Source organism: Pararobbsia alpina, from assembly GCF_965118125.1.
Lineage (GTDB): Bacteria > Pseudomonadota > Gammaproteobacteria > Burkholderiales > Burkholderiaceae > Pararobbsia > Pararobbsia alpina_A.
Genome location: NZ_OZ221287.1, coordinates 1,183,190 through 1,208,566 on the forward strand (window position 1 = coordinate 1,183,190; position 25,377 = coordinate 1,208,566).

Below are 25,377 nucleotides of genomic sequence, written 5' to 3' on the forward strand. Positions count from 1 at the left end.
CCTCAGACGGCGACCAGCCGATCGACCTTGTGCCGCTTGAGGTCCGCTTCGACCATCATGCGGCACAGTTCGTCGAGCGTGGTCTTCGGCTCCCAGCCCAGTACGCGCCGCGCCTTGTCGTAGTCGCCAATCAGCAGATCCACTTCCGCGGGTCGATAGAACTTCGGATTGACGCGCACGATCGTATTGCCGGTCGCAGCATCGAGTCCGATTTCGTTTTCGGCTGAACCCTTCCATTCGACCTCGACGTCGACCGCACGGAATGCAAGCGTCACAAAGTCACGCACACTTCGGGTCTGATTCGTCGCGAGCACGAACGTATCGGGCTCGTCGGCCTGCAGCATGCGCCACATGCCTTCGACGTATTCGCGTGCATAGCCCCAGTCGCGTGACGCATCGAGGTTGCCCAGTTCGAGCGTGTCAAGCGAGCCCGAACGGATGCGTGCAACGGCGTCCGTGATCTTGCGCGTCACGAACTCAAGTCCGCGCAGCGGCGACTCATGGTTGAACAGAATCCCGCTCGACGCGAAGATCCCGTACGACTCGCGATAGTTGATCGTCGTCCAGTGCGCGAACAGCTTCGCGACGCCGTAGGGGCTGCGCGGATAGAAGTTGGTCGTCTCGGTTTGCGGCACGGCCTGGACCTTGCCGAACATTTCCGACGTCGACGCCTGATAAAACCGGATGTCGCGATTGACGATGCGGATCGCTTCGAGAAGATTCAGCGCGCCGATGCCGGTGATCTGTGCGGTCGTCGCAGGCTGGTCGAACGATACGCCGACAAAGCTCTGCGCCGCGAGATTGTAGATCTCGTCCGGCTGCGTCTTTTGCAGCAGACGAATCGACGAACCGAGATCAGTCAGATCGTGCTCGACCAGATGGAAGTCCGGATGCTGCGCGATGCCCAGTGACTCCACTCGCCAGAAGTCGACCGAGCTCGTGCGGCGAAATGCACCGTAGACCTGGTAACCCTTGGAGAGCAGCAACTGGGCAAGATATGCACCGTCTTGCCCGGTGACGCCGGTAATCAAGCAGCTTTTGGTAGCCATAAGGCCTCGCGTTGGTCCGTAAATCGTATGGTTGTTTAAACGTATCGAAAGCGCGTCGTCTGATGCGACGCGTCTGTCCTATGCGGGTTGCTCGGCCGGCTGTTTTTTCTGAGCCACTTCCGGCAGACGGCCGTAAATGTCCTGGAAGCGCACGATGTCGTCTTCACCGAGGTACTCGCCGCATTGCACTTCGATCAGCACGAGATCAAGTACGCCAGGGTTGGTCAGGCGGTGCTTCTCGCCTGCGGGGATATACGTCGACTCGTTCGGCTGAAGCGGAATCACGCGATCGCCGCATACGGCTTCTGCGCATCCGCTGACAACGATCCAGTGCTCGCTGCGGTGGTGATGCATCTGCAGCGACAGCGATGCGCCGGGCTTGACGACGATGCGCTTCATCTTGAAGCGTTCGCCTTCTTCAAGCACGGTGTACGTGCCCCACGGACGATGCACAGTGCGATGCAGCTTGCAGGACTGGTGACCGTCCGTCTTGAGACGCGCAACGATCTTCTTGACGTCTTCGGCGCGATCGCGACTCGCAACAAGCAACGCATCGGGCGTATCGACGATGATGAGGTCGTGCACGCCAAGCGCGCCGATCATGCGTGTTTCGCCGCGGATAAAGCAGTTCTCGACGTCATGCAGCGAGACGGCGCCCTGCACGCGATTGCCCGACGTGTCGGGCTTGGTCAGTTCGCTGATCGCCTGCCACGAGCCGATGTCGCTCCATCCGATGTTGCACGGCACGACGACGACATTCGACGAACGCTCCATCACCGCATAGTCGATCGACACGTTTTCCGCGTGCTTGAACGACTGTTGTTCGAGTTCGATCGAATAGCCGTCTTCCGATTGCGCCTTGGCCGCGCGTGCGATGGCCTGAAGGGTCGGGCCTGCAACACCCGGCGCATGCTCGCTGAGTTCATCGAGCATGACGGTCGGGCGGAAGCAGAACATGCCGGCGTTCCAGAGGTGCTTGCGTCCATGCACGTACATCTCGGCAATATCAGCCGAAGGCTTTTCGACGAAACGCGAAACGGGGTGAATGTCGGCGCTCGACAGCGGCGCGTCGATTTCGATGTATCCGTATCCCGTTTCGGGGCGCGTCGGCTGAATGCCGAATGTCACGATGCGGCCCGCTTGTGCGGCTTGCGTGGCGCACACGACGGCCGCTTCGAACGCGTCGAGGTCGTTGATCAAATGATCGGCCGGCATCACGAGCATCAGGGCGTCGTCGCCATGACGTTCGCAGACGGCGATGGCTGCAGCGCCGATGGCGGGAGCGGTGTTCCGAGCGATCGGTTCGAGCACGAAGCCCAGCGACACATCTTCAACGCCGGTTTCGCGAAGATCGTCTTTTGCGAGAAAATACGTTTCACGGTTCGTCACGACCATGACTTCGCTGACGCCCGGAAGGCGGCATGCGCGCAGAAAGGTTTTCTGGAGCAGGCTTTGTCCGTCATCGAGCCGCATCAGCGGCTTCGGAAAGGCTTCACGGGAAACCGGCCACAACCGGGTGCCCGCACCGCCGCAAATGATGACGGGGACGAGCTTCGGTGTCTGACCGGCAGACGTTTCGATCGCATGCATGTTCTGACCTCGTGTCGATTCGACGAATACCGGCGCCGACGTCGCCAGAAACGACATTCCACGCACGCGTAGTCCAGATGTGTGACAGCGTCACCACTCATGCATGCAGGCTAAAGGAATTGCCTCGTAAGCTATGTACGGCGGACAACACAGCTATGAAGAAACGACAGAAGGGCAAGGGATGAAGACGTATCTGGTATCAGGCGCGACGGGGTTTGTGGGCAGGGAATTGGTGCCGGCGCTCGAACGGCAAGGCGGGCGTGTTGTCGGGCTGGTACGGAAGGCGAGGGGTGCCTCCGGCGGCTTCGACGTGATTGAAGCGGGTGAGGACTTCGCGCATATCGCCACGGCGTGGCCCCAAGGGTTTCGCCCGGATTGCATCATTCATCTCGCCGCCCGCGTGCACGTGATGCACGACACGGCGGCCGATCCGCTGGCGGCGTTTCGGGCAGTCAATGTTGACGCGGCGTTGAGGCTTGCCGAGGCTGGCGTTCGCGCGGGCGCGCGACGGTTCGTCTATGTCAGCAGCATCAAGGCACTCGGCGAGGACAGCGACCCGGGCAGGCCGCTTCGCGAGACGGATGAGCCGCGGCCGGTCGATCCGTACGGTCAGTCCAAGCGCGAAGCGGAAGTTGCACTGCTCGCGCTCGGACAGCGCACGGGGCTGGAGGTCGTCATTGTTCGCCCGCCGCTCGTATATGGGCCCGGTGTCGGGGCGAATTTCCTCAGCTTGATGGGGGTGGTCGCTAAAGGATGGCCATTGCCGCTCGGGAAGGCTGATGCGCCGCGGAGCCTGGTATCGATCGACAACCTGGTGTCGGCCGTCGTGGCGTGCGCCGACCATCCAGCCGCCGCAGGCGAGATTTTTCACGTCTCCGACGCAAGGGATGTCTCGGTCTCGCAACTCGTCCGATTGATCGCCGGCGCGATGCACCGCCGCGCGAACCTGATACCGGTGCCTGTGCCGGTGTTAAGGATGATTGGCAGCGTGACGGGGAAGTCGGAAACGATCAGGCGCCTGGTCGACCCCTTGCGGCTCGATGTAGAGAAGCTCGAGCGTCAGCTCGGCTGGGTGCCGCCATCGTCGATTGAAGCCACGCTGGCGCGCACGGTGGAGTGGTATCGCACGCGCGGCGTGTCATGAGGCGAGCCGCGTCAGGCGTGCGCTGCTGGAAGATTCTGAAAAGGGATGCTCAGGCAGACATTCATGGTGTAACTCGCGAGCTGGAGGATGCATGCTTCCTGCTCGTGAGCCATCGTGTCGATGACGAGTTCCGGGTGTTTCGGCGCCTCATAGGGCGAATCTAACCCCGTAAAATTCTTGATTTTCCCTTCTTCAGCGAGCCGATATAAGCCTTTCGGATCGCGTGCCCGACAGGTTTTAAAATCAGTGTTCACGAACACTTCATGAAAATGCGAGCCAATCGCGGCTCTCGCTCTTGAGCGATCGGCTTCAAACGGAGAAACCAGCGCGACGAAAGCCGTGATGCCAGCTCTCGAACACAATGCCGCAACTTCAGACGCGCGGCGTACGCTTTCTGCGCGATCTTCGGCCGAAAATCCTAGATCCGAACTCAAACCGCTTCGAAGTGCATCGCCGTCGATCACGATGGTTCGAATGCCCCGGAGATCGAGCAGGCGGCTCGTTGCCGTGGCGAGCGTCGACTTTCCTGCACCAGACAATCCGGTCAACCAGAGGACTGGGGCGGCCCAGGCGCTGGGTGTCGGTGCGTGGATATTGCGGGGTGCCCCGCTAACCATGGCTGTGCGTTCGATACTTCCGGACTTTTGCACGCTCACGCGTCGATCCTCCTACTTGTTGCGGTGTTCGAGACTACGTTTCCTTTCGGAAACTAAACATAAGCATGCTCGCACGAATTATCGTGCCTTGTAATCGACTTGTCATGTAAACGCATTACGGCAGTTAACAGCGAACTATATTTTCTCGTAGCGCGTGAGGGAAAAATGCGCTAAGCATGTTTAATTTATCTGAGTAACTAGCCCCGCTTTTGATGTATTTTCTGCTGTATATAACGGATATTCCCTATTGAACGCCTCTTTCCGGATTCTTTCGACATAAAGGATGCTTGATTTTTGCGATTATTTAAGAACGATTCGTATTTGCATTTAATCTTGCTGGTTAACTGACACGTCTGTCATCTGCGCGAGTTTCGCTGCGTGGGCTGTCGACAGGCATCTTTCGGGCGCGCTGCGAGACATCCCACGAGCGATTGAATGCACAGTCCTTCTTTCATCGGATCCGTTGAACTGCTGTTTGCGTTCGCGTCACTCAACCGACGGCGGTGATCGCTCAGACTCGACAGGCGCAGCGCGAAAAGGGTTCGAACATGCCGCCGCGTGGTATCGTTCTGACTCCCCCAAGCTACCTGTTGTTTCACCCTTGAGCTTTACAAACACCGTACTGGCGACGATTTTCGTGGCCTTCGCCGCCAGTGTTTTGATCCTTGGACTTCTGCTTCGGACGGGCGCGGCGTGGAAGCTGGCCATGGATATTCCGAACGCGCGTTCGCTTCACACGCGTCCGACACCGCGGGTCGGGGGCTGGGCAGTCACGCCTGTGGTCGTAGTCCTGATTCTTCTGATTGCGCAGCCATTGTGGCCATTGGCTGTACTCGCCGCGCTGCTGGGTTTGCTTTCTCAGGTCGACGATCGCCGCGGATTATCGGCGCGCTATCGATTTGCGGGGCATCTCTTTTGCGCGATCGCACTGGTCGCAATATCGCCGCCTCCGTACGGATGGTGGCTTGCAATCCCGATGGTTGTCGTATTGGTCTGGATCAGCAACCTTTACAACTTCATGGACGGAGCGAACGGGTTGGCCGGCGGAATGGCGGTGATCGGGTTCGCAGCTTATGCGTTGATGGCGGGCGCGTTGCATGCGGACCTGAGCCTTGCCGCCGCCGTCATTGCGTCCGCAGCGGCAGGATTTCTGGTTTTCAACTTCCCGAATGCGAAAGTATTTCTCGGCGACGCCGGTTCGATTCCGCTGGGGTTTCTCGCCGGCGGAATGGGTTACTGGGGCTGGTGCTCACAAGCATGGCCGTATTGGTTTCCCGCGTTCGTGTTCTCGCCGTTTATCCTCGACGCATCCGTGACGCTGCTGAAACGGCTGGTAAGGCGCGAAAAGTTTTGGGAAGCGCATCGGCAGCATTACTATCAGCGCATGATCGGGATGCAGGGTGCCCACACACCGGTGGTGTTGAAGTGGTATGCAGCCATGGTGTGCGGCATCGCACTTGCTTTGGCCTCGGCGACGTTGTCGGGTTTTTGGCCTCTCGTTGTCTTGGCCGCTTGGTTAATGATTCTTGCGCTTTGGGGTTGGACCGTCGATCGCCGCTGGCATCGTAAGCCGGCGTACTAAGAGACTGCCTGACTATGCCTACTCTCAAACAAATCTGTTTCAACGCGCGGGTGCTCTCATTCGCGGCGTTTGGCTTCGACATCGCCGCCGTATTTCTGACCTGGGTGGCGGCCTATTGCATTCGCTTCAACGGTTTGCCTCCCGACATATTCCTGCACGGTGGCTTGCATGCCGCGCTCTGGATCACGCCGCTCTACGCGATCATGTTCCGCGTGTTCGGCCTGTACCGAGGCATGTGGGTGTTTGCCAGCCTGCCGGATCTGATGCGCATCGCGAAGGCGGTACTGGCCGGTGCGATCGTCGCCACGGTCGTCTCTGCGATGCTTCAGCCGTTTCCTGCCATTCCTCGTTCGGTGCTGATCGTTGGCCCGATACTGTTGTTCCTTGTGATGGGCGGCGCACGGGGCATGTACCGCGCCACCAAGGAGTTCTACCGATACGGCGGCCTCGTAGCCCAAGGCAAGCCGGTTCTCGTCATCGGTGCCGGCGACGAAGGCGCGAGCCTTGCGCGCGAATTGCGCCGCTCGCCCGAATGGCGACTCGTTGGCTTGCTTGACGACGATGCAGCCAAGCAGGGCCGTGAGATTCACGGCTACAAAGTGCTGGGCCGGATCCAGGACCTGAAGAAGATCGCGGAAGCCCGCAAGATTGAAAACGTGATCATCGCAATGCCAGGAGCCACCGTCGAATCGCACAGACGGGTTGCCACCCTATGCGTGCGCGCTGGGGTCAAGTCGATGGTGCTGCCAGCGCTCACACCGCTCACGCAAGGCCAGCCGTTTCTGACCCGCGTGCGCCAGATCGATCTCGAAGACCTGCTTGGCCGCGATGCCGTGACGATCGACACGCCGCACGTCGAGCATCTGCTGCGTGGCCGCATCGTCATGGTCACGGGCGCTGGCGGGTCGATCGGTTCGGAGCTGTGCCGCCAGATTCTGCGGTTTAACCCGGCACAGCTGATCGCCTACGAAATTTCCGAGTACGCGATTTACAAGCTCGTCGAAGAGCTGCACGAAAAATTTCCGAATATCGGCGTGGTGCCGGTGATCGGGGACGTCAAGGACTCGCTGCTGCTCGATCAGACGTTCCAGCGCTACGCCCCGCATATTGTTTATCACGCGGCCGCCTACAAGCACGTGCCGTTGATGGAAGAGGTCAACGCATGGCAAGCGATTCGCAACAACGTGCTCGGCACCTATCGCGTTGCCCGGGCCGCGATGCGCTTCAAAGTGCCGAGTTTCGTGATGATCTCGACGGACAAGGCCGTCAATCCGACGAACGTCATGGGCGCGTCGAAGCGCCTGGCCGAGATGGCGCTGCAGGCGCTCCAGCAGACCAGCGAGCACACGCGCTTCGAAACCGTGCGGTTCGGTAACGTGCTTGGTAGCGCAGGCAGTGTGATCCCGAAGTTCCAGCAGCAGATTGCGCGCGGTGGCCCCGTGACGGTCACGCACCCGGAAATCACGCGTTTCTTCATGACGATTCCCGAGGCCGCTCAGCTTGTGCTGCAGGCTTCGAGCATGGGCGAGGGCGGCGAGATTTTTCTGCTCGACATGGGGCAGCCGGTCCGCATCGCGGATCTGGCGCGCGACCTGATTCGTCTTTATGGCTTCCGTGACGACCAGATCAAGATCGTCTATTCGGGCCTTCGTCCGGGCGAAAAGCTCTATGAGGAGTTGCTGGCCGACGAAGAGACGACGCGCCCGACACACCACGCGAAGCTGCGTGTTGCACGCGCCCGGGAAGCGTCACCTGGCTTGCTCGAGGAGCTGCTGCCGTGGCTGATGCAGCATCGGATTCCTTCCGACGATGAGGTGCGCCGCGATTTGCGCAAGTGGGTCGAGGAGTATGCGCCCGCCGCAAGCCCGACGTTGACGAGCGTGCAAGCGGTAGGGGCGTCGGCGAGTTCATCTCACCCGGCTAGCGCCGCGAGTGCTTGAACTTTTGGGCGCGCGAGTACTGGCGGGAGTCGCCAATGCGCCCTGACTCGCAATTGCCGACATATCGCAATGTCGCGTCGCACGCAAACGCGACGGATGTTGGTGCGGCGCCCGCCGCGCTCGAACCCATCTCCCCAGTAGAAAAGTGGGCAAGCAGTCACGTCGTATCGCGACCCGGCGTTAAGGCTGGCCCGTACATCCATCGCGCCAGCCCCAAGTTGCCGCCGAATGTGGCGCGTATGACATCAGGCCGGGATGTAGCTTCACGCCGAACACACCGAAGTGGCAGCCCAGGTTATGTTCTTCGAGCGTCGATTCGATACGCCGCGCCCACTGTGTCAAATCCGTATTTCCGCATAGGCGTGCCGAAGGGGATACGATTCCTCCGATTCGGGAAGGCGTTCAGGTGCTGACGATGCGCGTTTCGCTGACACCGCGAGGTCGGCATTCCGAATGGGGTAAAATTTTGGTCCCGCAAAGGACGAAGCCAAATGCGTCAAAAGATACTGCCTGGACTGACAGGGGCCCGAGGAATTGCAGCCTTAATCGTGGCCATTGATCATTCACTCCCCGCGTGGCCACATTTCCGAGTCACAGCCTTTGTTGCCGAGCTAGGTTTCCTTGCGGTGCCGTTTTTCTTTTGTCTTTCTGGTTTTGTCATGCAGTGGAGTTGGAATGCCGTTCCACGGAAGCCGTTTGAATTTATTGTGCGGCGCTTTTCTAGAATTTATCCACTCGCCATATTGACGCTCGTCGCTGCGCTTGTCGCTTTTAAGCTAATCGGTGCTTCGCTTGCTGGTTATGCGGGACCCCGGTCTTCAATCGTGCTCTCGGCTCTCTTGCTCCAGTCGTGGGCATATAACACTCCTGAGATCCGCCAAAGCTGGAACGGGGTAAGTTGGAGCCTATCGTGCGAAATGCTCTTCTACGTGATATCGCCGTTCGCTCTTCCACTCATCCAATCGATTAATATTCGACGCTGCACCCAATGGTTGGTGTTCTTGGTGTTGTTTTATGCTGCGTTGAAGGTGATTGGAAGCCGAACGTTGGGCGAAGACTTTTTGATTTTTTCTCCGATCGCTAGATTGCCCGAGTACCTTTGCGGTGCGCTCGTGGCGAGAATATTCATTCTCACGAAAGAACGAAATATTCGGATCGGAGTCGCGCTTCCATTGATTGTGGGTTATATTGCCCCGATTCTGATTGCATATCGAGTCGCGGGAATCACATCCGCAAGTTGGCTCGATTTTGTTGGATTGCCCGGATCGCTCGCATTCATATTTTTTATTGCAAACCGCGATCGAAATAACGACCGATCCTCATCGACAGTAATTGCCTCCAAACCTCTTGTCACGCTGGGTGACGCATCATATGCGCTTTACATGACCCACGCATTGACTCTTGGTCTGGTCGGTACTCTCTTTTTGCATCTTCAGTTTGTGGCTGCCACTGCAGTCGGCGGAGAAGCGCTCAGAGCGGCGTTTGTTATCATCGCTATCGCCATTGCGTTGCTCATTCATCGTTCATTCGAGGAGCCAATTTACGCTTTCCTCACACGCTCGCTGATCAGACGCAAGAAGAAGGACTCAAGTGTCGTTTCGTCGACCGGTTAGGTCAGGTGCGCGAACTCCGTTCTGGTGTAGCTATAGGCAATGTCGATACGACCTTCTTTCGCACACCCACAACTACCAGCGCCTGAGTCCACACGCTCCATTGCCTGGAGAAGTCGAACGACTCATCGACAGCGAACGCAATATCAAGCGCTTCATTCAACGTGCGGCCGCCTTGAAGAGCCACAAAGGCGCAATGCGCGGCTTCCGACTGGTTCAGCACGGTCGCACGCCATGCGGGACGCACGACGAGCGCATACGAGGGTGCGGCGATTGATGCTGGAAAGATGCCGCCGGGCTGATGGGCGCGCCAGATGTCACCGATCGCAAATGGCGATTCGATCGCGCAGCACGCGGGATGGATTGCTACGCGCTCGTCAAGCAAACCGCCGCCCACGCGCGCCCACTCCTCCGTCGTGAAGGGCTTCACGTCCTGCGCATAGTGCGCTTGATGCGCGGCCCATTCGAGCCGTGCCATATCGGCGAAGTACGTATATTTTGTGTCGCTCTCGTAAGTCGCGATAAACGCCGGTAGCGCATCGCCGAACCGATTGAGGTCACCGCTTTGCGACGGATGCGCGAGACCATATGCACGAGAGAGTGCGTCGAAATACGCATCGCCGACCAGCGACAACAAGACCGGGTAGGCGTTGGCCAATGCTGCCCGGCGATGCGCGTGGACGTTGCCGCGATAGAGGCCGACGCGATCGATCAGTTTCGAAAGCGATGGATCCATCACGGATTCGTCGGCGCGGTTGCACGAGTCAGCCGTCAAGTCGTGATAAGGGCTCGCTTCTGGCGTGCGGTGTAGTCCGTCGTCTGCTCGCGCAAGCTTCTCCATCAACGCCGACGTGCGCGACGAATCGAGCAACGCTGCCGCAAACTCGATTTGCAACGCGGACGGCGCGGTAGACGCAGCTAACTCAGGCGACGCAGCCAACGCGGACGACGCGGCAAACTCGGGCGAGCCAGGCAATGCAGCCAACTCAGGCAAGGCAGGCAACGCATCACTCCGCCCCGACATGACTCACCTCCGCACGGCCAACCTGCTCGAGCGCAGCGAGCATCGCACGTTCGCGCCTGCTCTTCGCGAGCCGCGCTTCATCGAGCAACACATCAAGAGAAGGTACGTCGGTGTCCCACTCGATCAACGTCGGTACCGCGCCAAACCGGCGAACCGCATGTTCGTAGAGATCCCAAACAGCAGGCGCGACCCGTGAGCCATGATCGTCGATCACCGCGACCTCAGTCACACGATGTCCGGCGAGGTGGATCTCGCCGACATACTCGCGCGGCATCGCCTCCATGGCCGCGATTGCGTTCTCACCATGGTTGCATTCGTTGACGAACAGATTGTTCACATCGAGCAGCACACCGCAGCCGGTGCGCTTCGCCAGCTCAGCGAGAAAAGCGGTCTCGCCATACTGATCATCCCGAAAGCGAACATATGTCGATACATTTTCAAGGAGAATCGGTCTCTTGAGTCGGTCCTGCAGAGTGTTCACGCGGGCCTCGAGCCAGTCGAGCGCGCCGTCGGTCAGGGGCATCGGCAAAAGATCGTTGAGATGACCATCGGGTACAGCGCCCCAGCACAGATGTTCCGATACGACCGCTGGCTCGATACGCGTCGCGAGACGAGCCAGCTTGTCGAGATGCATGGGATCGATCGGCGTCGGAGAACCCAAACCCAGGCCCACACCATGCAGGCTCACCGGCAGATCGCGCCGCACGGTCTCGAGCACGTGCAGGTCGTATCCGCCATCACCAAAGTAATTCTCGCTATGCACTTCGACCCAGTCGGTCGCAGGCACGGCTGATAGAAACTCGCGATAGTGCGAATGACGGAGTCCGATGCCGACGCCGGAAGGCGCTCGTGCACGATCGGAGTTCGAGGGCATCGGAACCTCATTAAAGATTGAGGAGACGGCCGACCTCAAGCCCCCAGCTTGCCGCCCATCTTTTCGCACGTGCCCTTCGGTACGTTCTTGAAATCGCTCTTGTCGTTGTCGACCTTCGACTGGCCGGCACAACCGTGCACGCCCGTCTTGCTCGCGCAGTCGTTCTGGCCGGCCTTGGCGATGCCAAAGCATGCTTCCGTATCCGCTGCTTGAGCCACGCCCATGCCGGCGACGGAAATTCCAGCGAGTGCAGCAGCAACCAGAGCCTGACGGGTGAGTTTCGAATTCATCTTGCATCTCCTGGTGAATACGCGGCCGCAGGGCCGCATTGAGTTGGATGTCCTGCGCACAAACGGCTCAGGAGTCCGTGAGTCGACGATCGACATCGCTGACCCGCATTGTGCGCTTCAGTTTCAAAACTGTTGCGACGCGCGCGTGTCAGCTCCGTCGATATCCCAGATACGCGGGCTCGAGGCGAATGGATTCAGAGCGGACGGGAGAGGGAGAAAGACTGATCACAACCAGCCGCTCCCCCGGAAGCGACCGGCTGCAATCATTTCGAAAGGAGGTTGGGGCTCAAGCCAAAGCCACCATCAAACCTTGACCGCAGCCTCTCTATGCTGCGGCACGCTGTTGATTTCCGACTGAAGCCCGTTGGCCGCGATCAGCCGATAAAGCGTCGCGCGCGACACACCGAGTTCGGCGGCGGCATCCGTAAGGTTGTACGCGTTGCGTTTGAGCGCATCCGCAACGGCCGCACGTTCGGCCCGGCTACGAATCTCAGCCAGGGTCTCGATATGCGTTTCAAACCCCGCAGTCAGCCCGAGATCATCCGCTGTCAGCACGCGATCTTCGGCCATAACCACCGCGCGCCGCACGCGATTGATCAGCTCACGCACATTGCCGGGCCACGCGTAGTTCATCATCGCGACCGAAGCGTCAGCCGAAAACCCGCGAATCTTGCGGTGGCCATCCTGCTTGTACATGCGCAGCGCGTGATCGGCGAGCAGCTTGATGTCGCTGCCGCGGTCGCGCAACGGCGGTTCGGTCAGTCGCAACACGCAGAGCCGGTGATACAAGTCCGCCCGGAATTTCCCCTGCGTCACGCCGTCATCGAGATCGACGTGTGTCGCGGAGATCACGCGCACATCGACCTTGATCGATTCATTGCCGCCGAGCCGCTCGATCGTGCCTTCCTGCAGGAAGCGCAAGAGCACAGCCTGGCATTCATGGGGCAAGTCGCCGATCTCGTCGAGAAACAACGTGCCGCCATGTGCGGATTCGATACGGCCGACCTTGCGTTGAAGCGCGCCGGTGAAGGCGCCTTTCTCATGACCGAACAATTCGGCCTGCAGCAAGGAAGGGGGAATGGCCGCGCAATTGATCGCGACGAACGGCTGACCCACGCGCTTGGAGCGATCGTGCACGGCCCGCGCAGTGAGTTCCTTGCCGGTCCCCGATTCGCCCGCGATAAACACGGACGCATCGTTCGTCGCGCAACGATCGATGCGGCGATACAGCTGCTGCATCGCGTCACATTGACCAATCATTGCGTGCCGTCCGAGCGATGCATCGGGCGTCACTGTCGCGCGTTTGAGACGCGACAGACCGTGCGCATGACCCAGCGCGAAGCTCAGGCGCTCCACAGGGCAGGGCTTGGTCACGAAGTCGAAGCAGTAGTCGAGGATGAAACGGCTCACCAGCTCATCGTCGATCTGACCCGACGAGATCATCGCGATCCAGACGGTTTCGGACCGCGTCATATGGGCCGCAAGCGCAGCGAGGTCCTGCGAGGTGCAGTCCTGCGACACTTCGACGAGCCCCACGCGAATGTCGCGGTCGGCCAGTGTCCGCTCGGCGGTCGCGGTCGTGCTCGCGTGCACGACGCGCCAGCCGGCTTCGGTCAAGCCTTCGGCCTGCCGCACATCCTTGTCGGCTGAAACCCAGAGCACGGTTCGCACCGTGTCTTGCGTATTGTCGGTTTTGGTCATAAATACCCCGATCACTCCCGCCACCCGCGGCTCCTTGCAAGCCGCCGGGCAGCATCCAGCTGTGGCGTCAATAGTAGTGAGCCATGCAACGAGTCCACGCTTCCGAGGTGGGCCCTCGCGGCTCGCGCCTCTTCAATTGAGCGCTTGGATCTGTCTTCGGGGGAAAAAACACCGTACGCGCGAGGCACAACGTTGGCCTCATCGAGCTTCGCGTTTTAAACGCATTCGAGACATCGTCTTTTGTGAGCGGGTTATCACGTTTCACATGACGGTCTTCGGTTTCAGCGTTTGTTACGGTCCCTTTACAAACAAGGATTCAAAGAAATGCTTTGAACATTGCACTCTCTACGGTGCATGTAAATGCACATTAATCAAAAGTGTAACTGGAGACAAGCTTTTCAAATAAAACCTCGGGTAGCCCCTAGGTAATCGTTACTTTCCACACACAGCGTAAATATCAGACAAATGAATGCGCATCCCGCATCGCTGATCGGCATGCCACACGGGGCGACAGGCGATTTGAAGGGTTTGCGCCATTCTCACTTCTGCGACACATCGGCCAATGTTCCAAAACGTCGCAGATCATTTTCCTATGAAGATTCGGAAATTTCGACCGTCAGCCATACGGCATGCGGCTTAGACGATATTTTGCATGGATTCTTGAAGGCGTTTTCATAGTTTTTTGTTGCGCGCGATGTCAAAAAATCGAGTCGTTACAGGTGTAACTGGGTGTAACGGCGATGCAACAGTGATACCGCTTTGCACCATTCAAATCGGCGATCGAAAAAGTCAGCGCCTTGTCAGGCAAGGCTTTTGGCCCTCATGGCATAGCCGTTGCAATAGGTCGGTCACAGCGAATTCGTTGCTGTCCGACCGAAACCCGGACGAACGGCAACAACCAGCTTCGTGATCGCGGTCGGGGCAAAACCAATGCGGTTACGGGGAGAGCGGCGGGGCCAAGTGCAGTACCAAAACAAAGTGGTGCGGATGTCCCAGGGCAAGGTCGGGCCATCCGCTTCCACAAGCCGGACTGCATGACAGCGTTGTCGATCACCGCCGAAAGGCGGATCGCGTAGCAGGGTCACTCGGAGTGCCCTGACGCAAATAAAGACCAACCCATACCTTACGGGGCCAAGCATGAAGACGACTATTCAGCAGTTCCTCAAGCAAGAAGACGGTGTTGCGGCAATCGAATACGGCCTGCTCGCAGGGCTGCTTGCCTGCGCAATCATCACGGCCGTAGGGCTGGTCGGTACCGATCTGGCCGCGATGTTCAACGCGGTCGCGGGCCGGCTGGTGAGCGCCACGCCGGCTGCGGCGGCCTGAGCGAACGGCTCGCGAAACGATCGCGAATTGAGCTGAGCGCAGACCCGACCGCTTCCCTGCCTCCGCCCTCGGAAGCGGAGGCAGGGAAGTCGAGGGTCTCGCGCAAAGCCCATCACACGCGATTCGCTTCTTACGAACCAGGACGCAGGACTTACGACCCACGATCCGAACGCTGACAAAAACGCTGACTGAGCGCTGATCAAACGGAGTCACTCATGAACGGCATCCCTTTCCCTGTTGGCCCCTGCGTGCTCGTGGTGATCGCGTTGGCGTCGGTGTGGGATCTGCATGCGCGTCGCATCCCGAACTGGCTCGTCGTGGCCGGACTTGCGATGGCGCTGCCCGTTCAGTGGTTCGTGCACGGTCCGCTTGAAGGTCTGGCGTTTGCGCTCGGCGGCTGTCTCGTCGGCGGTGCACTGATGTTGCCGGGCTACATGCTGCGGCTCCTGGGTGCGGGGGACGTGAAGCTGATGGGGGTGGTCGGGGCGCTTTGTGGGGCGCAGGGGGCATTTGAAATCGTGCTCGCAACCGCGGTGATCGGCGGGGTCTGGTCACTGGGCGTGATGGTGGCGAAGCGCGAAACACGCCGGGGGCTGCATGGCGCGGCATCGATTCTGATGACGCCGCACGCAGCAGAGCAGCACGCAGCAGAGCAGGACACACAACAACACAACGCACAACAGAAGGTCGCGGCCAATGCAGTGGGCACGCTGCCATACGGGGTTGCGATTGCGTTGGGCACGGTCTTCGTGCTCTTCGCAAACGCATAAATCGATCGATCGAGCAGGGGACCAAGATGAAAAACGCACGGGCCATATTCATGCTGTTGATTGCCACAGCCGCCGGGCTGGCCGCGGTGATGTTCGGCTCGCGCTGGATGATCTCGCAGGCCTCGAGCTCGACGACGAAGGTTGTCGTTGCATCGTCGGATATCAATCTCGGACAACGCGTCTCCCAGACTTATCTCAAGGTGGTCGACTGGCCGTCGAACAGCGTGCCGCCTGGGTCGTTCAACGAAGTGCAGAAAGTCGATGGCCGCGTGCTCAAGGAAACCCTCCTTACCGGTGAGCCGGTCGTCGAAGCCAAGCTCTCGCCGATCGGCACGCTCGGCGGCTTGTCCGCGGTGATCGGCGAAGGCAAGCGTGCGATCACGGTGCGTGTGAACGACGTGATCGGTGTTGCGGGCTTCGCGCTGCCCGGCAACTACGTCGACATCATCGTCAACACGCAGAAAGATGCCGCGCAGGTCGCGCAACGCGACAAGGACCAGAACATTTCAAAGATCGTGCTCGAGAAGATCCTCGTGCTCGCCGTCGCCCAGGAAGTCGGCCGCGATGAAACGAAGCCGAAGGTGGTCGACGCGGTCACGCTCGAAGTCACGCCCGACCAGGCCGAGAAAATCGACTTGGCACGCAGCATCGGCACGCTCTCGCTCGTCTTGCGCAATCAGGTCGATCCGCAAGCGACGGCCACGGCCGGTGCGACAAAAGACACCTTGCTCAAGCTGCCTGTTGCACCGGCACCGGTCGCTGCGATCCCGGCACCGAAGGTCGTCAAGGTCGTGCAACACGTCGCGGCCCGCGCACCGTCGAACTGCATCGATGTGATCAACGGCCCGGATACGAAGAAAGAGTGCTTCTAAGCGAAAGGGATCGTCGGGCGCACGGAACTGAAACACGACGTTGCCACGACGACGCAACCGCGAACCAAGACATCGCGGTACGCGTGAAGCGTGATGGGAAGAGGCACAGATACAGCGGCGCGCGCAGAGCGACGCCAACGTAGCAGCAAAGAGACATCGGCAGAGAGCTAGCAGCACCCATAAAGCAGCACAGACACAACGACCAACAGCAACAACGACCAATAGCACGGCGAAGCGCTAGAACGCCACCAACCTGCACGAGCGCATCGCCAGAGCAGCATCCATACGGGGTGAAGACATGAACGTCAGAACGAGCCAACGCGCGCCTTCGCGGCGTGAACGCAGTGCGGCAGCGCCGACCCGGACGCGCATTGCGCAAGCCGCGGCATGCGGCCTGATCGGCGTGCTGCTGTCGACGCTGTCGATTGCGAACGCTGAAGTGGTGGCAGCGGCAAACGCGAATGGCCAGCCGATGCCGATCCCCTCGGGTGCGACGTTCACGCTGGCCGCCAACGGCGGCGCGCATAACGGCAACGGCGCGGGCGCCCCGAACGCAGCACAGGCACCGGCAGCGGCCAAGGGCCCGAACTGCATCGGCGCAATCGCGGATCACCAGGCGGTCGACGTGCCGGTGGGCAAGTCGGCGCTCGTCAACGTGCCCGAGCCTGTCCGTGCACGCACGGTCGGCAATCCGATGATTCTTCAGGCGATGCTCGTCTCGCAGCAGACGCTGTATCTGCTCGGACTCGATGTCGGCACGACGAACATGATCGTGCAAGGTCGCAGCGGCTCGTGCAGCATCATCGACGTCAACGTCGGTGCTGACCCCGCCGGCCTGCAAAACGCGCTCAACGTGCTGATGCCCGAAGAAAAGGACATCCATGTCCGCGCTGCGGCGGACAACCTCGTGTTGACGGGCTCGGTTGCCGACTCGGCCAAGCTTGAACGTGTCCTGCAACTCGCACGCGCCTTCGCGCAACGGCCGAACTCGCCGGTCGCGGCGGGCGGATCCAACGCACCGCAAGGCGTGACGTCGATGCAGGTGTCGTTCTCGCAGGTATCGTCAGGACCGTCGGGTGCGGTCAAGAACGAGCACCTGATCAATATGCTGCGCGTTGCGGCACCTCAGCAGGTCATGCTCGAGGTCAAGGTCGCGGAAGTCTCGAAGACGCTGATCGACCAGCTCGGCGTGCAAACGAACCTGCAGGGCTCGATCGGCTCGTGGAGCTTCGGGCTGCTGGCCGATTTCGTATCGGGCGGCATGGCCGCGATCGGCGCGTCCAAGGCGAACAACCGGCCCCTGTCCGTCAATATCGATGCGCAGAAGGGCGATCAGCTCGTCAAGATCCTCGCTGAACCGAACCTGATGGCGATCAGCGGCCAGGAAGCGAGCTTCCTGGCGGGCGGCAAGGTGTTTATCCCGGTGCCGCAAACGAATGTCGGCTCGGGTCAGACGATCATCCTGCAGGAAGAGACCTTTGGTGTCGGACTCACGTTCACGCCGACGGTGCTCGAAGGCGGCCGTATCAATCTCAAGGTCGCGCCGGAAGTCTCTGAACTGTCGCCGACCGGTGTTGCGGTGACCACGGGCACGGTCGACGGTATGTCGATCCTGCCGTTGATCACCACGCGCCGTGCATCGACGACGATCCAGCTGTACGACGGTCAGAGCTTTGCGATTGGCGGGCTCATCAAGAACAACGTGACGGGCACGCTCAAGGCACTGCCCGGCGCAGGCGAACTGCCCGTGCTCGGCGCGCTGTTCCGCAGCAACAACTTCCAGTCGGACAAGACGGAACTCGTGTTCGTCGTGACACCGCGCATCGCGCGGCCGCTGCCGCCGAACTATCCGATGCCGACCGACAGCTTCGGCGACGTCAACGAAGCCAACGTGCTCGCCACGGGAAATATGGAAGGCACGAAGCGCGTTGTGCCGCCTGCCGGCATGCCTGCTGCACCTGCTGTACCGGCCGCGCCTACCGCGCCGGCGTCCTCCAACCAGCCTGCTTCCCCCAAAGCACCGGCCTCTCCGAACGCGTCCGCTTCCCCCGCGACGCAGGCGGCGGTCTCGGGTTCTGCGACAACCCTGCCGCCGCCGCGGATCGTGCCGACGCCGGACGACATGCCGTCGACCTCGGAGTCTGTTCTGGGTCCGTCGACGGCCTTGCCGCCGCGCGTTGTCCCGATGCCGGGCGAGATGCAGTCGACCGCCACTCCGGTGCTCGCGTCGAATCAGAAGTGAAACGAGCCTGATCCCAACCTGAAGCTGATACCTGCGTCGCGCGCCGCCGACGGTCGATCGCCGATTGTCGATGGCACGCGCACACAAGGAGACTGAGATGAAAACGATCCGCGTACTGATTCGCTCGATGCTGTGTGTGACGGGCCTGGCCACGCTGCTCTCGCTCGGTGGTTGCCTGACGTCAACGCCGCAATGGGATGCGAACTTCGGCAACGCCGTGACGGCGATGCGCACGATGCAGACGGCGAACCCGGATGCGTCGATGAATGACAACCCGGTCGTGGGCCTCGACGGTGAAGCCGCGGGTTATGCGATCGAGAACTACGGCAAGTCCTTCGACGCGCCGCCGCCGCACGTGAACCTCTTCACGGTCGGAGTCGGTTCATCGGGATCGAATTGAGCGGATACGCGACGTAGCGATGCGGAGACCAACATGATCAACATTCTTCTGATTTCATCGACCGACGATCACGCGAAGCGCATTGCTGCGTTGATCTCGGAGAGCGGCATCTCGCATGAGCTGCGCACCGTTGCCGGCGCCGCGAAGCAATTGCGCTCGCATGCGGACGATATCCGCCATGCCGATCTGTTGATCGTCGACGATACGCGGCTCGATGCCAGCGACCTCGCGGGCATCGAGGATGCGATCTCGCACCATCCGCGCCTGAATTGCATGTTGATCACGGCGTCGCAGTCCAACGATTTGTTGATGGGTGCAATGCGAGCAGGTGTGCGCCATATGCTGAGCTGGCCGCTCGACAAGGCCGAGTTCGCTGAAGAGCTCGCGCATGTTGCCGGTCGCAAGGCGTCGAGCACGCGGCGCGCGGGCCGCGTGGTTTCGTTCACCTCGTGCAAGGGCGGTAGCGGCACGACGTTTGTCGCGGTCAACTTCGCGCACACGCTGACGCAGCTGCGCGACAAACGCGTGCTGCTGATCGACCTCAATCAGCAGTTCGCTGATGCCGGTCTCTATATCGCCGACAAGCTGCCGTCGGCCACCTTGTTCGATTTGAGTGCGCAGATCGACCGGCTCGATCCGGCGTTCTTCGATGCGTGTGTGATGCACGTGAATCCGATGCTCGATGTGCTCGCGGGCGCGGGCGATCCGGTCAAAGCCGGCGAGCTGCGTGCCGCGCACCTCGAACGGATTCTCGAACTCGTGCGTACGCGTTACGACGCCGTCGTGGTCGATATCGGGCAAAGCGTCAGCCCGCTGTCGATCCAGGCGCTCGATCAGAGCGATGCGATCTGCATGGTGGTGCGCCAGAACGTGCTGTATCTGCATACGGCGCGTCGCATGCTCGACCTCTTCGGTGCACTCGGTTATGCCACGGGCAAGGTACGTGTCATCGCCAACCAGTACGACAAGAGTGCGCAGGTCAGCGTGGCCATGATCGAAGAAACGCTCGGCGTACGCGCCGTGCATTCGTTGCCGCGTGACGACAAGAGCGTGGCGGCCGCGCTGAACCAGGGCGTGGCACTGCGTGACGTCGCGAAGACCAGTGCACTCGCACAAGGCATCGAAAAGCTCGTCGAGTCAGTGTTCCCCGCGCCGGTCGCGAACGCGCAGAGCATCCTGCGCCGCATCTTTGCGAACAAGACGGGCGCGGCGCCGCAGATGAAGACCGAACACTGAGCATCCATCACGATATTAAGCAGCGGCGGAGACGACCATGTCATTGCGCGAAAGACTTTTCAGAAGCGAAGCGGCGGCGGCTGACGTAGCGACGCCGTTGAAGCGTACGACCGACGCAAACACATCGGGCGCCTCGGTATCGGCCGTTGTCGTCCCGCTGTCTTCGACGCCCACGATCAGCGCGGAAGAACGTCATGCCCGCCGCGCTTATCAGAAGCTCAAGATGACGGTCCATCAGTCGATTATCGATCGCGTCGAACTCGACAAGCTGCAACGACTGTCGCCCGAGCAAGTGCGCCGCGAACTTGCCCAGCTCGTCGAGCGCATTCTCGATGAAGAGAGCGTGCCGATGAACGAGGCCGAACGTCGTCGACTCGTTCAGGACGTGCAGGACGAAATGATCGGCCTCGGCCCGCTCGAACCGCTGCTGAAGGACCCGACGATCTCCGACATTCTCGTCAACACGTCGCAACACGTGTACGTCGAGCGGCGCGGCAAGCTCGAGCACACCGACGTGACGTTCTACGACGACGCGCACCTGATGAAGATCATCGAGCGCATCGTGTCTCGCGTGGGTCGCCGCATCGATGAATCGACGCCGATGGTCGATGCACGTCTCCCCGATGGTTCACGCGTCAACGCGATCATCCCGCCGTCGGCGATCGATGGTCCGTTGGTGTCGATCCGGCGCTTTGCGGTGAATCCGCTGACGGTGACCGATATGGTCGCCAATGAGAGCTTTACGCCGGTGATGGCGCAGTTCTTCGAGGCGCTGATCAAGGCCAAGCTCAATGTGCTCGTGTCGGGTGGCACGGGCAGCGGCAAGACGACGCTGCTCAATCTGCTGTCGGGCTTTATCCCGGGCGATGAGCGCATCGTCACGATCGAAGATGCGGCCGAACTCCAGATGCGCCAGGAGCACGTGCTGCGGCTCGAAACGCGCCCACCCAATATCGAAGGTAACGGCGAAATCTCGCAGCGCTCACTGGTGCGCAATGCGCTGCGGATGCGCCCCGATCGCATCATCCTCGGCGAAGTGCGCGGCGCCGAAGCGCTCGACATGCTGCACGCGATGAACACGGGCCATGAAGGCTCGCTCGCGACGCTGCACGCGAACACGCCGCGCGACGCGCTCGCGCGGCTCGAAAACATGGTCGGCATGGCCGGCCTGTCGATGCCGATCAAGGCGATGCGCCACCAGATCGCATCGGCGATCACGGTGGTGATTCAGGCGTCACGGCTGACGGATGGTCGCCGCAAGATCATGAGCGTGCAAGAGATCACCGGCATGGAAGGCGACATCATCAATATGCAGGAGATCTTCACGTTCAAGCGAACCGGGCTCGGTGAAGACGGCGCGGTCAAGGGGCACTTCTGCGCAACGGGTGTACGGCCCAAGTTCTGCGACCGGCTGACGGCGTTTGGCGTGGCGCTGCCCGACCAGGTGTTCGACCCCGCGCAACGTCACGAGGTCTGAGGGAGCCCGCCATGGATACGACCTTTCTGTGTTTCGCGGTGTTGGGTTTTCTCGCTGTTGTGCTGATGCTCGAGGCGCTCTACCTGCTTTGGAACAACAAGCACGGCCGCGCGACGAAGCGCGTCGAAGAACGCGTGCGCGCGATGAGCGCGAGCGGCTCGGTCAGCGCCGAGCAATTGTCGATCCTCAAGGGCCGCATGCTCAGCAATTCGCCGTGGCTCACGCAAGTGCTCGCGATGATGCCGCGTGTCAATGCGGTCGACCGGCATCTGTTGCAGTCCGGTGTGGGTTGGTCGGTCGGGCGGCTCGTCAGCTCGATGGCGTTCGCTGCAGGGATCGGCTGGCTGATCGCGTTTTCGCTGCATCTGCCGGGCTTCGTGGCGACTGCGGTGGTGATCGTCGCTGGCGCATTGCCGATGCTCTATGTGCGGCGTCGCCGCGCCAAACGCATTCTGCATCTCGAGCGTCAGCTGCCTGAAGCGGCCGACCTGATCGCGCGCGCACTGCGGGCAGGGCACGCGTTCCCTGAGTCGATCGGCATGGTGGCCGACGAACTGCCCAATCCGCTGGGTGGCGAATTCCGTCTCGCTTACGACGAGATCAGCTATGGCGTGTCGATGAACGACGCGCTGCTCAATATGGTCAGCCGCGTGCCGGTCGACGACCTGCGTTACTTCGTGATTGCCGTGCTGATCCAGCGTGAGGCCGGCGGCAACCTTGCCGAGATCCTCGGCAACATCAGCTTGATCATCCGCGAGCGGCTCAAGCTGCTCGGCAAGATCCGCGTGCTCTCGGCCGAGGGCCGCTTGTCCGCGTGGATTCTCGGTTTGTTGCCGTTCGTCGTGGTGGGCGTGCTCTCGCTGATCAATCCTCACTTCACCGATGTGTTTTTCGATGATCCGACGGGACAGGCCATTGCGCTCGGCGGGATGGTGTCGATGGCCTTCGGCGTGGTGTGGATGCGCAAGATCATTCGTATTCACGTCTGAACGACGGTGGGTGGACCACAAGCTGGACATTCAGAAGCCTGGCAACTCGGAAACTTAGACATTCGCACTTTTGGACCAGCGAAAATACGGATCATCGGACTTTCGGATTTTCGGACCCACGGACACTCGGGGACATCATGAATACCCAACAAATCGCGATGCTGGCCTTGATGTTCGTGGTCGTGTTTTGCGCGTCGCTCAAGGCGATGACGCTGTTGCGGCCGGATCCGCTGCGTCGCCGCATCGAAGGCATTTCGCCGGCGAGAACGACGGACGGTATCGAGCGCAACGCTGACAGTCCGTGGCTCGAACGGATGACACGCGTGTCCGAACGTGTGGGCAAGCTCTCGCTGCCGAAAGACGATCTCGATCATTCGGCCTTGCGCCGGCGCTTTATGAACGCCGGGCTGCGTCAGCCGTCAGCGCCTGCGTATTTCTTTGCGGCCAAGTCCGTGCTCGCACTCGTGTTGCCGACTGTGGCGCTGATTGCCGTGGGGTCGAGCATCGACGCGGCGCATCGCATCTACCTCTTGTTTCTGCTGCTGTCGTCGTCGGCGCTGGGTTTCTATCTGCCCAACGTCGTGCTTGCCCGGATGATCGAGACGCGTCAGCGTGCGCTGTTCGAAGACTTGCCCGATGCACTCGATCTGATGACGGTCTGCGTCGAGGCCGGGCTGGGGCTCGACGCGGCGATGTTGCGCGTGACTGAAGAACTGGGCGTGCGCAGCACGGCGCTCAAGGAAGAGTTCGAGCTGGTGCTGCTCGAGTTGCGCGCCGGTGCCGGTCGCGAAAAAGCGTTGCGTAATCTCTCGCTGCGCACGGGCGTGGAAGACATCGACACGCTCGCCGCAATGCTGATCCAGGCAGATCGCTTCGGCACGAGCGTGGGCGACTCGCTGCGCGTGTTTATCGACAACCTGCGTACCAAGCGCCGGCTGCGCGCCGAAGAGAAGGCCGCAAAGATCGCCTTGAAGTTGTTGTTCCCGCTGATGTTCTGCATCTTTCCGACGCTGATCGCCGTGCTGATCGGGCCGGCGGCGATTCAGATCGTGCGTCAGCTGTTTCCGGTCGTCACGTCGCTGAGCAACTGAGTCACCGAGCTACCGAGTCACTGAGTTACCGAGTCATTGAGTCGCTGAGCAACCGAATCGCTGAGCAACCGAGTCACTGATCGCAACGCAATCAACGAACCAAGGAGCGTGTCCATGTTTGCATCGGGTCTTGCCGCATCGTTCGCCGACCATCTCCAGAGCTGGTTGTCGACGTACGCTGTTGTGATCGTGATGCTGACTGTCGGCGCACTGGTCGAACGCACGCATCGTCTCGATGCGAACCCATCTCGCCAGGCGACGCGATGGGGCCTCGCGTATTCGGTTGCCGCGAGCGTGGTCGACCACGTGGTGCGCCCGCTGACGACTGTCATTGCCATGGCCATCGTGCAGACCTGTGGCGGTGGCCTGATCGAATTGCCGTCGCACGGCGCGTGGGCCGTGTTGTCGGTCGTCGTGATGTTCGTCACGATCGATCTGCTCGAATATGCGTACCACCGGCTGCAACACACCGTACCGTTTCTCTGGCGCCTGCACTCGCTGCATCACAGTGCGAGCACGTTCAACGTGACGGTAACGTTGCGTCATCACTGGCTCGACGCGGTGATCAAGGTGTGCTGCCTCTATCCGGTTGCGGCAATCCTGTTCAAGGTAGATCTCTGGATTCTCGGTGTCGTCGGCTTGCCGTTCCTGCTCGTCAACTACTTCGCGCACTTGAACCTGCGTGTAGAGCTTGGGCGTTTCGGCGCGTGGGTGAATAGCCCGCAATATCACCGGCTTCATCACGCGCGTGACGCGGCGTATTTCGACAAAAACTTTACGCAGTTCCTTCCGCTCTGGGATTGGCTCGGCGGCACGATGCGCCTGCCTGAAGCAAACGAATGGCCGGTCACGGGGCTCGACGATGGACGGGAGCCGGCCACCGTGCTCGACGCCCTTGTCTGGCCGCTGCGGTCGCAACGCAATACGAACGCACGGGGCGGTACGTCGTCGGACGGCATCGTCAACGCGGCGATGAGCGCGGACGCTGAATTGGGGAGAGCGCCATGAAACGCACGATCAAGCCGGCCAGGCCACGCAGAACTCTGCGCAGTCGCATGCGCGGCACGAGCGCTGTCGAGTTCGCGCTGATCGCGCCGGTGTTGCTGTTCATGCTGTTCGTGATCGTCGACTTCGGTGTGTTGTTCTGGGTCAATCTCACGATGCAATACGCGGTGCGCGAAGGTGCGCGCTACGCGGTGACGGGGCAGAGCAATCTCGATCCGAACACGGCGAGTCAACAGCGTTATCTCGCCATCGTGCAGGAGATCAAGAACAGCTCGATGGGGCTCTACAACATGGTCTCTCCGTCGTACGTCATCACGGTCAATGGCGCGACGCAGAACTACGCGTCATCGGGGTCGTACTCCACGAGCATGTTCGGCAACCCCGGCGATATCGTCGTGCTGCAGTTGAACTGTACGTGGCCGTTGCTGACACCGTTTATCAAGCCGTTGTTCGCGAACGGGACGTACAGCTTCAGCGTCGCGGCGACGATGCGCAACGAGGGGTTCTGA

22 protein-coding genes are annotated in these 25,377 nt (G+C 60.6%); 15 read left to right on the top strand and 7 right to left on the bottom strand.

The window, feature by feature from the left end; translation table 11 throughout:
- Positions 1-2: 2 nt before the first annotated feature.
- Both gmd and ACMFWR_RS05090 read right to left on the bottom strand, forming a co-directional pair.
- Positions 3-1,049 (bottom strand): GDP-mannose 4,6-dehydratase, encoded by a 1,047-nt coding sequence (gmd, locus tag ACMFWR_RS05085; protein WP_413193925.1) that lies wholly within the window; start codon positions 1,047-1,049, stop codon positions 3-5.
- A 78-nt stretch (positions 1,050-1,127) separates the two neighbouring features.
- The gene (locus ACMFWR_RS05090) at positions 1,128-2,639 is read right to left on the bottom strand and encodes a mannose-1-phosphate guanylyltransferase/mannose-6-phosphate isomerase (protein ID WP_413193926.1); all 1,512 of its coding nucleotides are present in this window, start codon (positions 2,637-2,639) and stop codon (positions 1,128-1,130) included.
- Positions 2,640-2,820: 181 nt separating this feature from the next.
- On the opposite strand from ACMFWR_RS05090, the gene ACMFWR_RS05095 reads away from it, so the two are divergent.
- Positions 2,821-3,783 carry an NAD-dependent epimerase/dehydratase family protein gene (locus tag ACMFWR_RS05095; RefSeq protein WP_413193927.1) on the top strand — a complete coding sequence of 321 codons (963 nt, stop codon included), beginning with the start codon at positions 2,821-2,823 and terminating at the stop codon, positions 3,781-3,783.
- A gap of 11 nt (positions 3,784-3,794) precedes the next feature.
- Here the strand turns inward: ACMFWR_RS05095 and cysC are convergent, their stop codons facing one another.
- Positions 3,795-4,439 carry an adenylyl-sulfate kinase gene (gene cysC, locus ACMFWR_RS05100; protein WP_413193928.1) on the bottom strand — a complete coding sequence of 215 codons (645 nt, stop codon included), beginning with the start codon at positions 4,437-4,439 and terminating at the stop codon, positions 3,795-3,797.
- 706 nt (positions 4,440-5,145) lie between these two features.
- Between cysC and ACMFWR_RS05105 the strand changes: the two genes are divergently transcribed.
- The 3 genes from ACMFWR_RS05105 (at position 5,146) to ACMFWR_RS05115 (ending at position 9,574) form a co-directional block, all read left to right on the top strand.
- Positions 5,146-6,021, top strand: a complete 876-nt coding sequence (locus ACMFWR_RS05105; RefSeq protein ID WP_413193929.1) for an MraY family glycosyltransferase — start codon at positions 5,146-5,148, stop codon at positions 6,019-6,021.
- 14 nt (positions 6,022-6,035) lie between these two features.
- The gene (locus ACMFWR_RS05110) at positions 6,036-7,961 is read left to right on the top strand and encodes a polysaccharide biosynthesis protein (protein ID WP_413193930.1); all 1,926 of its coding nucleotides are present in this window, start codon (positions 6,036-6,038) and stop codon (positions 7,959-7,961) included.
- 491 nt (positions 7,962-8,452) lie between these two features.
- Positions 8,453-9,574, top strand: coding sequence for an acyltransferase family protein (locus ACMFWR_RS05115; RefSeq protein WP_413193931.1), 1,122 nt, complete (start codon positions 8,453-8,455; stop codon positions 9,572-9,574).
- Between the two features lies 1 nt (position 9,575).
- Here ACMFWR_RS05115 and ACMFWR_RS05120 read toward each other — a convergent pair whose 3' ends face one another.
- The 4 genes from ACMFWR_RS05120 to ACMFWR_RS05135 form a co-directional block, all read right to left on the bottom strand.
- On the bottom strand, positions 9,576-10,595 hold the full coding sequence (locus ACMFWR_RS05120; RefSeq protein ID WP_413193932.1) for a putative DNA-binding domain-containing protein: 1,020 nt from the start codon (positions 10,593-10,595) through the stop codon (positions 9,576-9,578).
- Positions 10,579-11,469 carry a DUF692 domain-containing protein gene (locus ACMFWR_RS05125; protein WP_413193933.1) on the bottom strand — a complete coding sequence of 297 codons (891 nt, stop codon included), beginning with the start codon at positions 11,467-11,469 and terminating at the stop codon, positions 10,579-10,581. Before ACMFWR_RS05125 ends, ACMFWR_RS05120 begins: the two co-directional genes overlap by 17 nt.
- A gap of 35 nt (positions 11,470-11,504) precedes the next feature.
- Entirely contained in the window at positions 11,505-11,759 is a 255-nt protein-coding gene (locus ACMFWR_RS05130) for a DUF2282 domain-containing protein (protein ID WP_413193934.1), read from the bottom strand.
- A gap of 303 nt (positions 11,760-12,062) precedes the next feature.
- Positions 12,063-13,460, bottom strand: coding sequence for a sigma-54-dependent transcriptional regulator (locus tag ACMFWR_RS05135; protein WP_413193935.1), 1,398 nt, complete (start codon positions 13,458-13,460; stop codon positions 12,063-12,065).
- 1,137 nt (positions 13,461-14,597) lie between these two features.
- Between ACMFWR_RS05135 and ACMFWR_RS05140 the strand changes: the two genes are divergently transcribed.
- From ACMFWR_RS05140 to ACMFWR_RS05190, 11 genes are all read left to right on the top strand, one after another.
- Entirely contained in the window at positions 14,598-14,786 is a 189-nt protein-coding gene (locus tag ACMFWR_RS05140; RefSeq protein ID WP_413193936.1) for a Flp family type IVb pilin, read from the top strand.
- Between the two features lie 215 nt (positions 14,787-15,001).
- Entirely contained in the window at positions 15,002-15,556 is a 555-nt protein-coding gene (locus ACMFWR_RS05145; RefSeq protein WP_413193937.1) for a prepilin peptidase, read from the top strand.
- 26 nt (positions 15,557-15,582) lie between these two features.
- The gene (cpaB, locus tag ACMFWR_RS05150) at positions 15,583-16,428 is read left to right on the top strand and encodes a Flp pilus assembly protein CpaB (protein WP_413193938.1); all 846 of its coding nucleotides are present in this window, start codon (positions 15,583-15,585) and stop codon (positions 16,426-16,428) included.
- 298 nt (positions 16,429-16,726) lie between these two features.
- Positions 16,727-18,670: a pilus assembly protein N-terminal domain-containing protein gene (locus ACMFWR_RS05155; RefSeq protein ID WP_413193939.1), complete on the top strand. Its 1,944-nt coding sequence runs from the start codon at positions 16,727-16,729 to the stop codon at positions 18,668-18,670.
- Positions 18,671-18,767: 97 nt separating this feature from the next.
- Positions 18,768-19,070 carry a hypothetical protein gene (locus ACMFWR_RS05160; protein ID WP_413193940.1) on the top strand — a complete coding sequence of 101 codons (303 nt, stop codon included), beginning with the start codon at positions 18,768-18,770 and terminating at the stop codon, positions 19,068-19,070.
- A 33-nt stretch (positions 19,071-19,103) separates the two neighbouring features.
- Positions 19,104-20,306 carry an AAA family ATPase gene (locus tag ACMFWR_RS05165; protein ID WP_413193941.1) on the top strand — a complete coding sequence of 401 codons (1,203 nt, stop codon included), beginning with the start codon at positions 19,104-19,106 and terminating at the stop codon, positions 20,304-20,306.
- A gap of 37 nt (positions 20,307-20,343) precedes the next feature.
- The gene (locus ACMFWR_RS05170; protein ID WP_413193942.1) at positions 20,344-21,783 is read left to right on the top strand and encodes an ATPase, T2SS/T4P/T4SS family; all 1,440 of its coding nucleotides are present in this window, start codon (positions 20,344-20,346) and stop codon (positions 21,781-21,783) included.
- 11 nt (positions 21,784-21,794) lie between these two features.
- On the top strand, positions 21,795-22,772 hold the full coding sequence (locus ACMFWR_RS05175; RefSeq protein WP_413193943.1) for a type II secretion system F family protein: 978 nt from the start codon (positions 21,795-21,797) through the stop codon (positions 22,770-22,772).
- 137 nt (positions 22,773-22,909) lie between these two features.
- On the top strand, positions 22,910-23,863 hold the full coding sequence (locus ACMFWR_RS05180) for a type II secretion system F family protein (protein ID WP_413193944.1): 954 nt from the start codon (positions 22,910-22,912) through the stop codon (positions 23,861-23,863).
- A gap of 114 nt (positions 23,864-23,977) precedes the next feature.
- Positions 23,978-24,871 carry a sterol desaturase family protein gene (locus ACMFWR_RS05185; protein ID WP_413193945.1) on the top strand — a complete coding sequence of 298 codons (894 nt, stop codon included), beginning with the start codon at positions 23,978-23,980 and terminating at the stop codon, positions 24,869-24,871.
- Positions 24,868-25,377 carry a TadE/TadG family type IV pilus assembly protein gene (locus ACMFWR_RS05190; protein ID WP_413193946.1) on the top strand — a complete coding sequence of 170 codons (510 nt, stop codon included), beginning with the start codon at positions 24,868-24,870 and terminating at the stop codon, positions 25,375-25,377. The genes ACMFWR_RS05185 and ACMFWR_RS05190 overlap by 4 nt, the downstream gene beginning before the upstream one ends.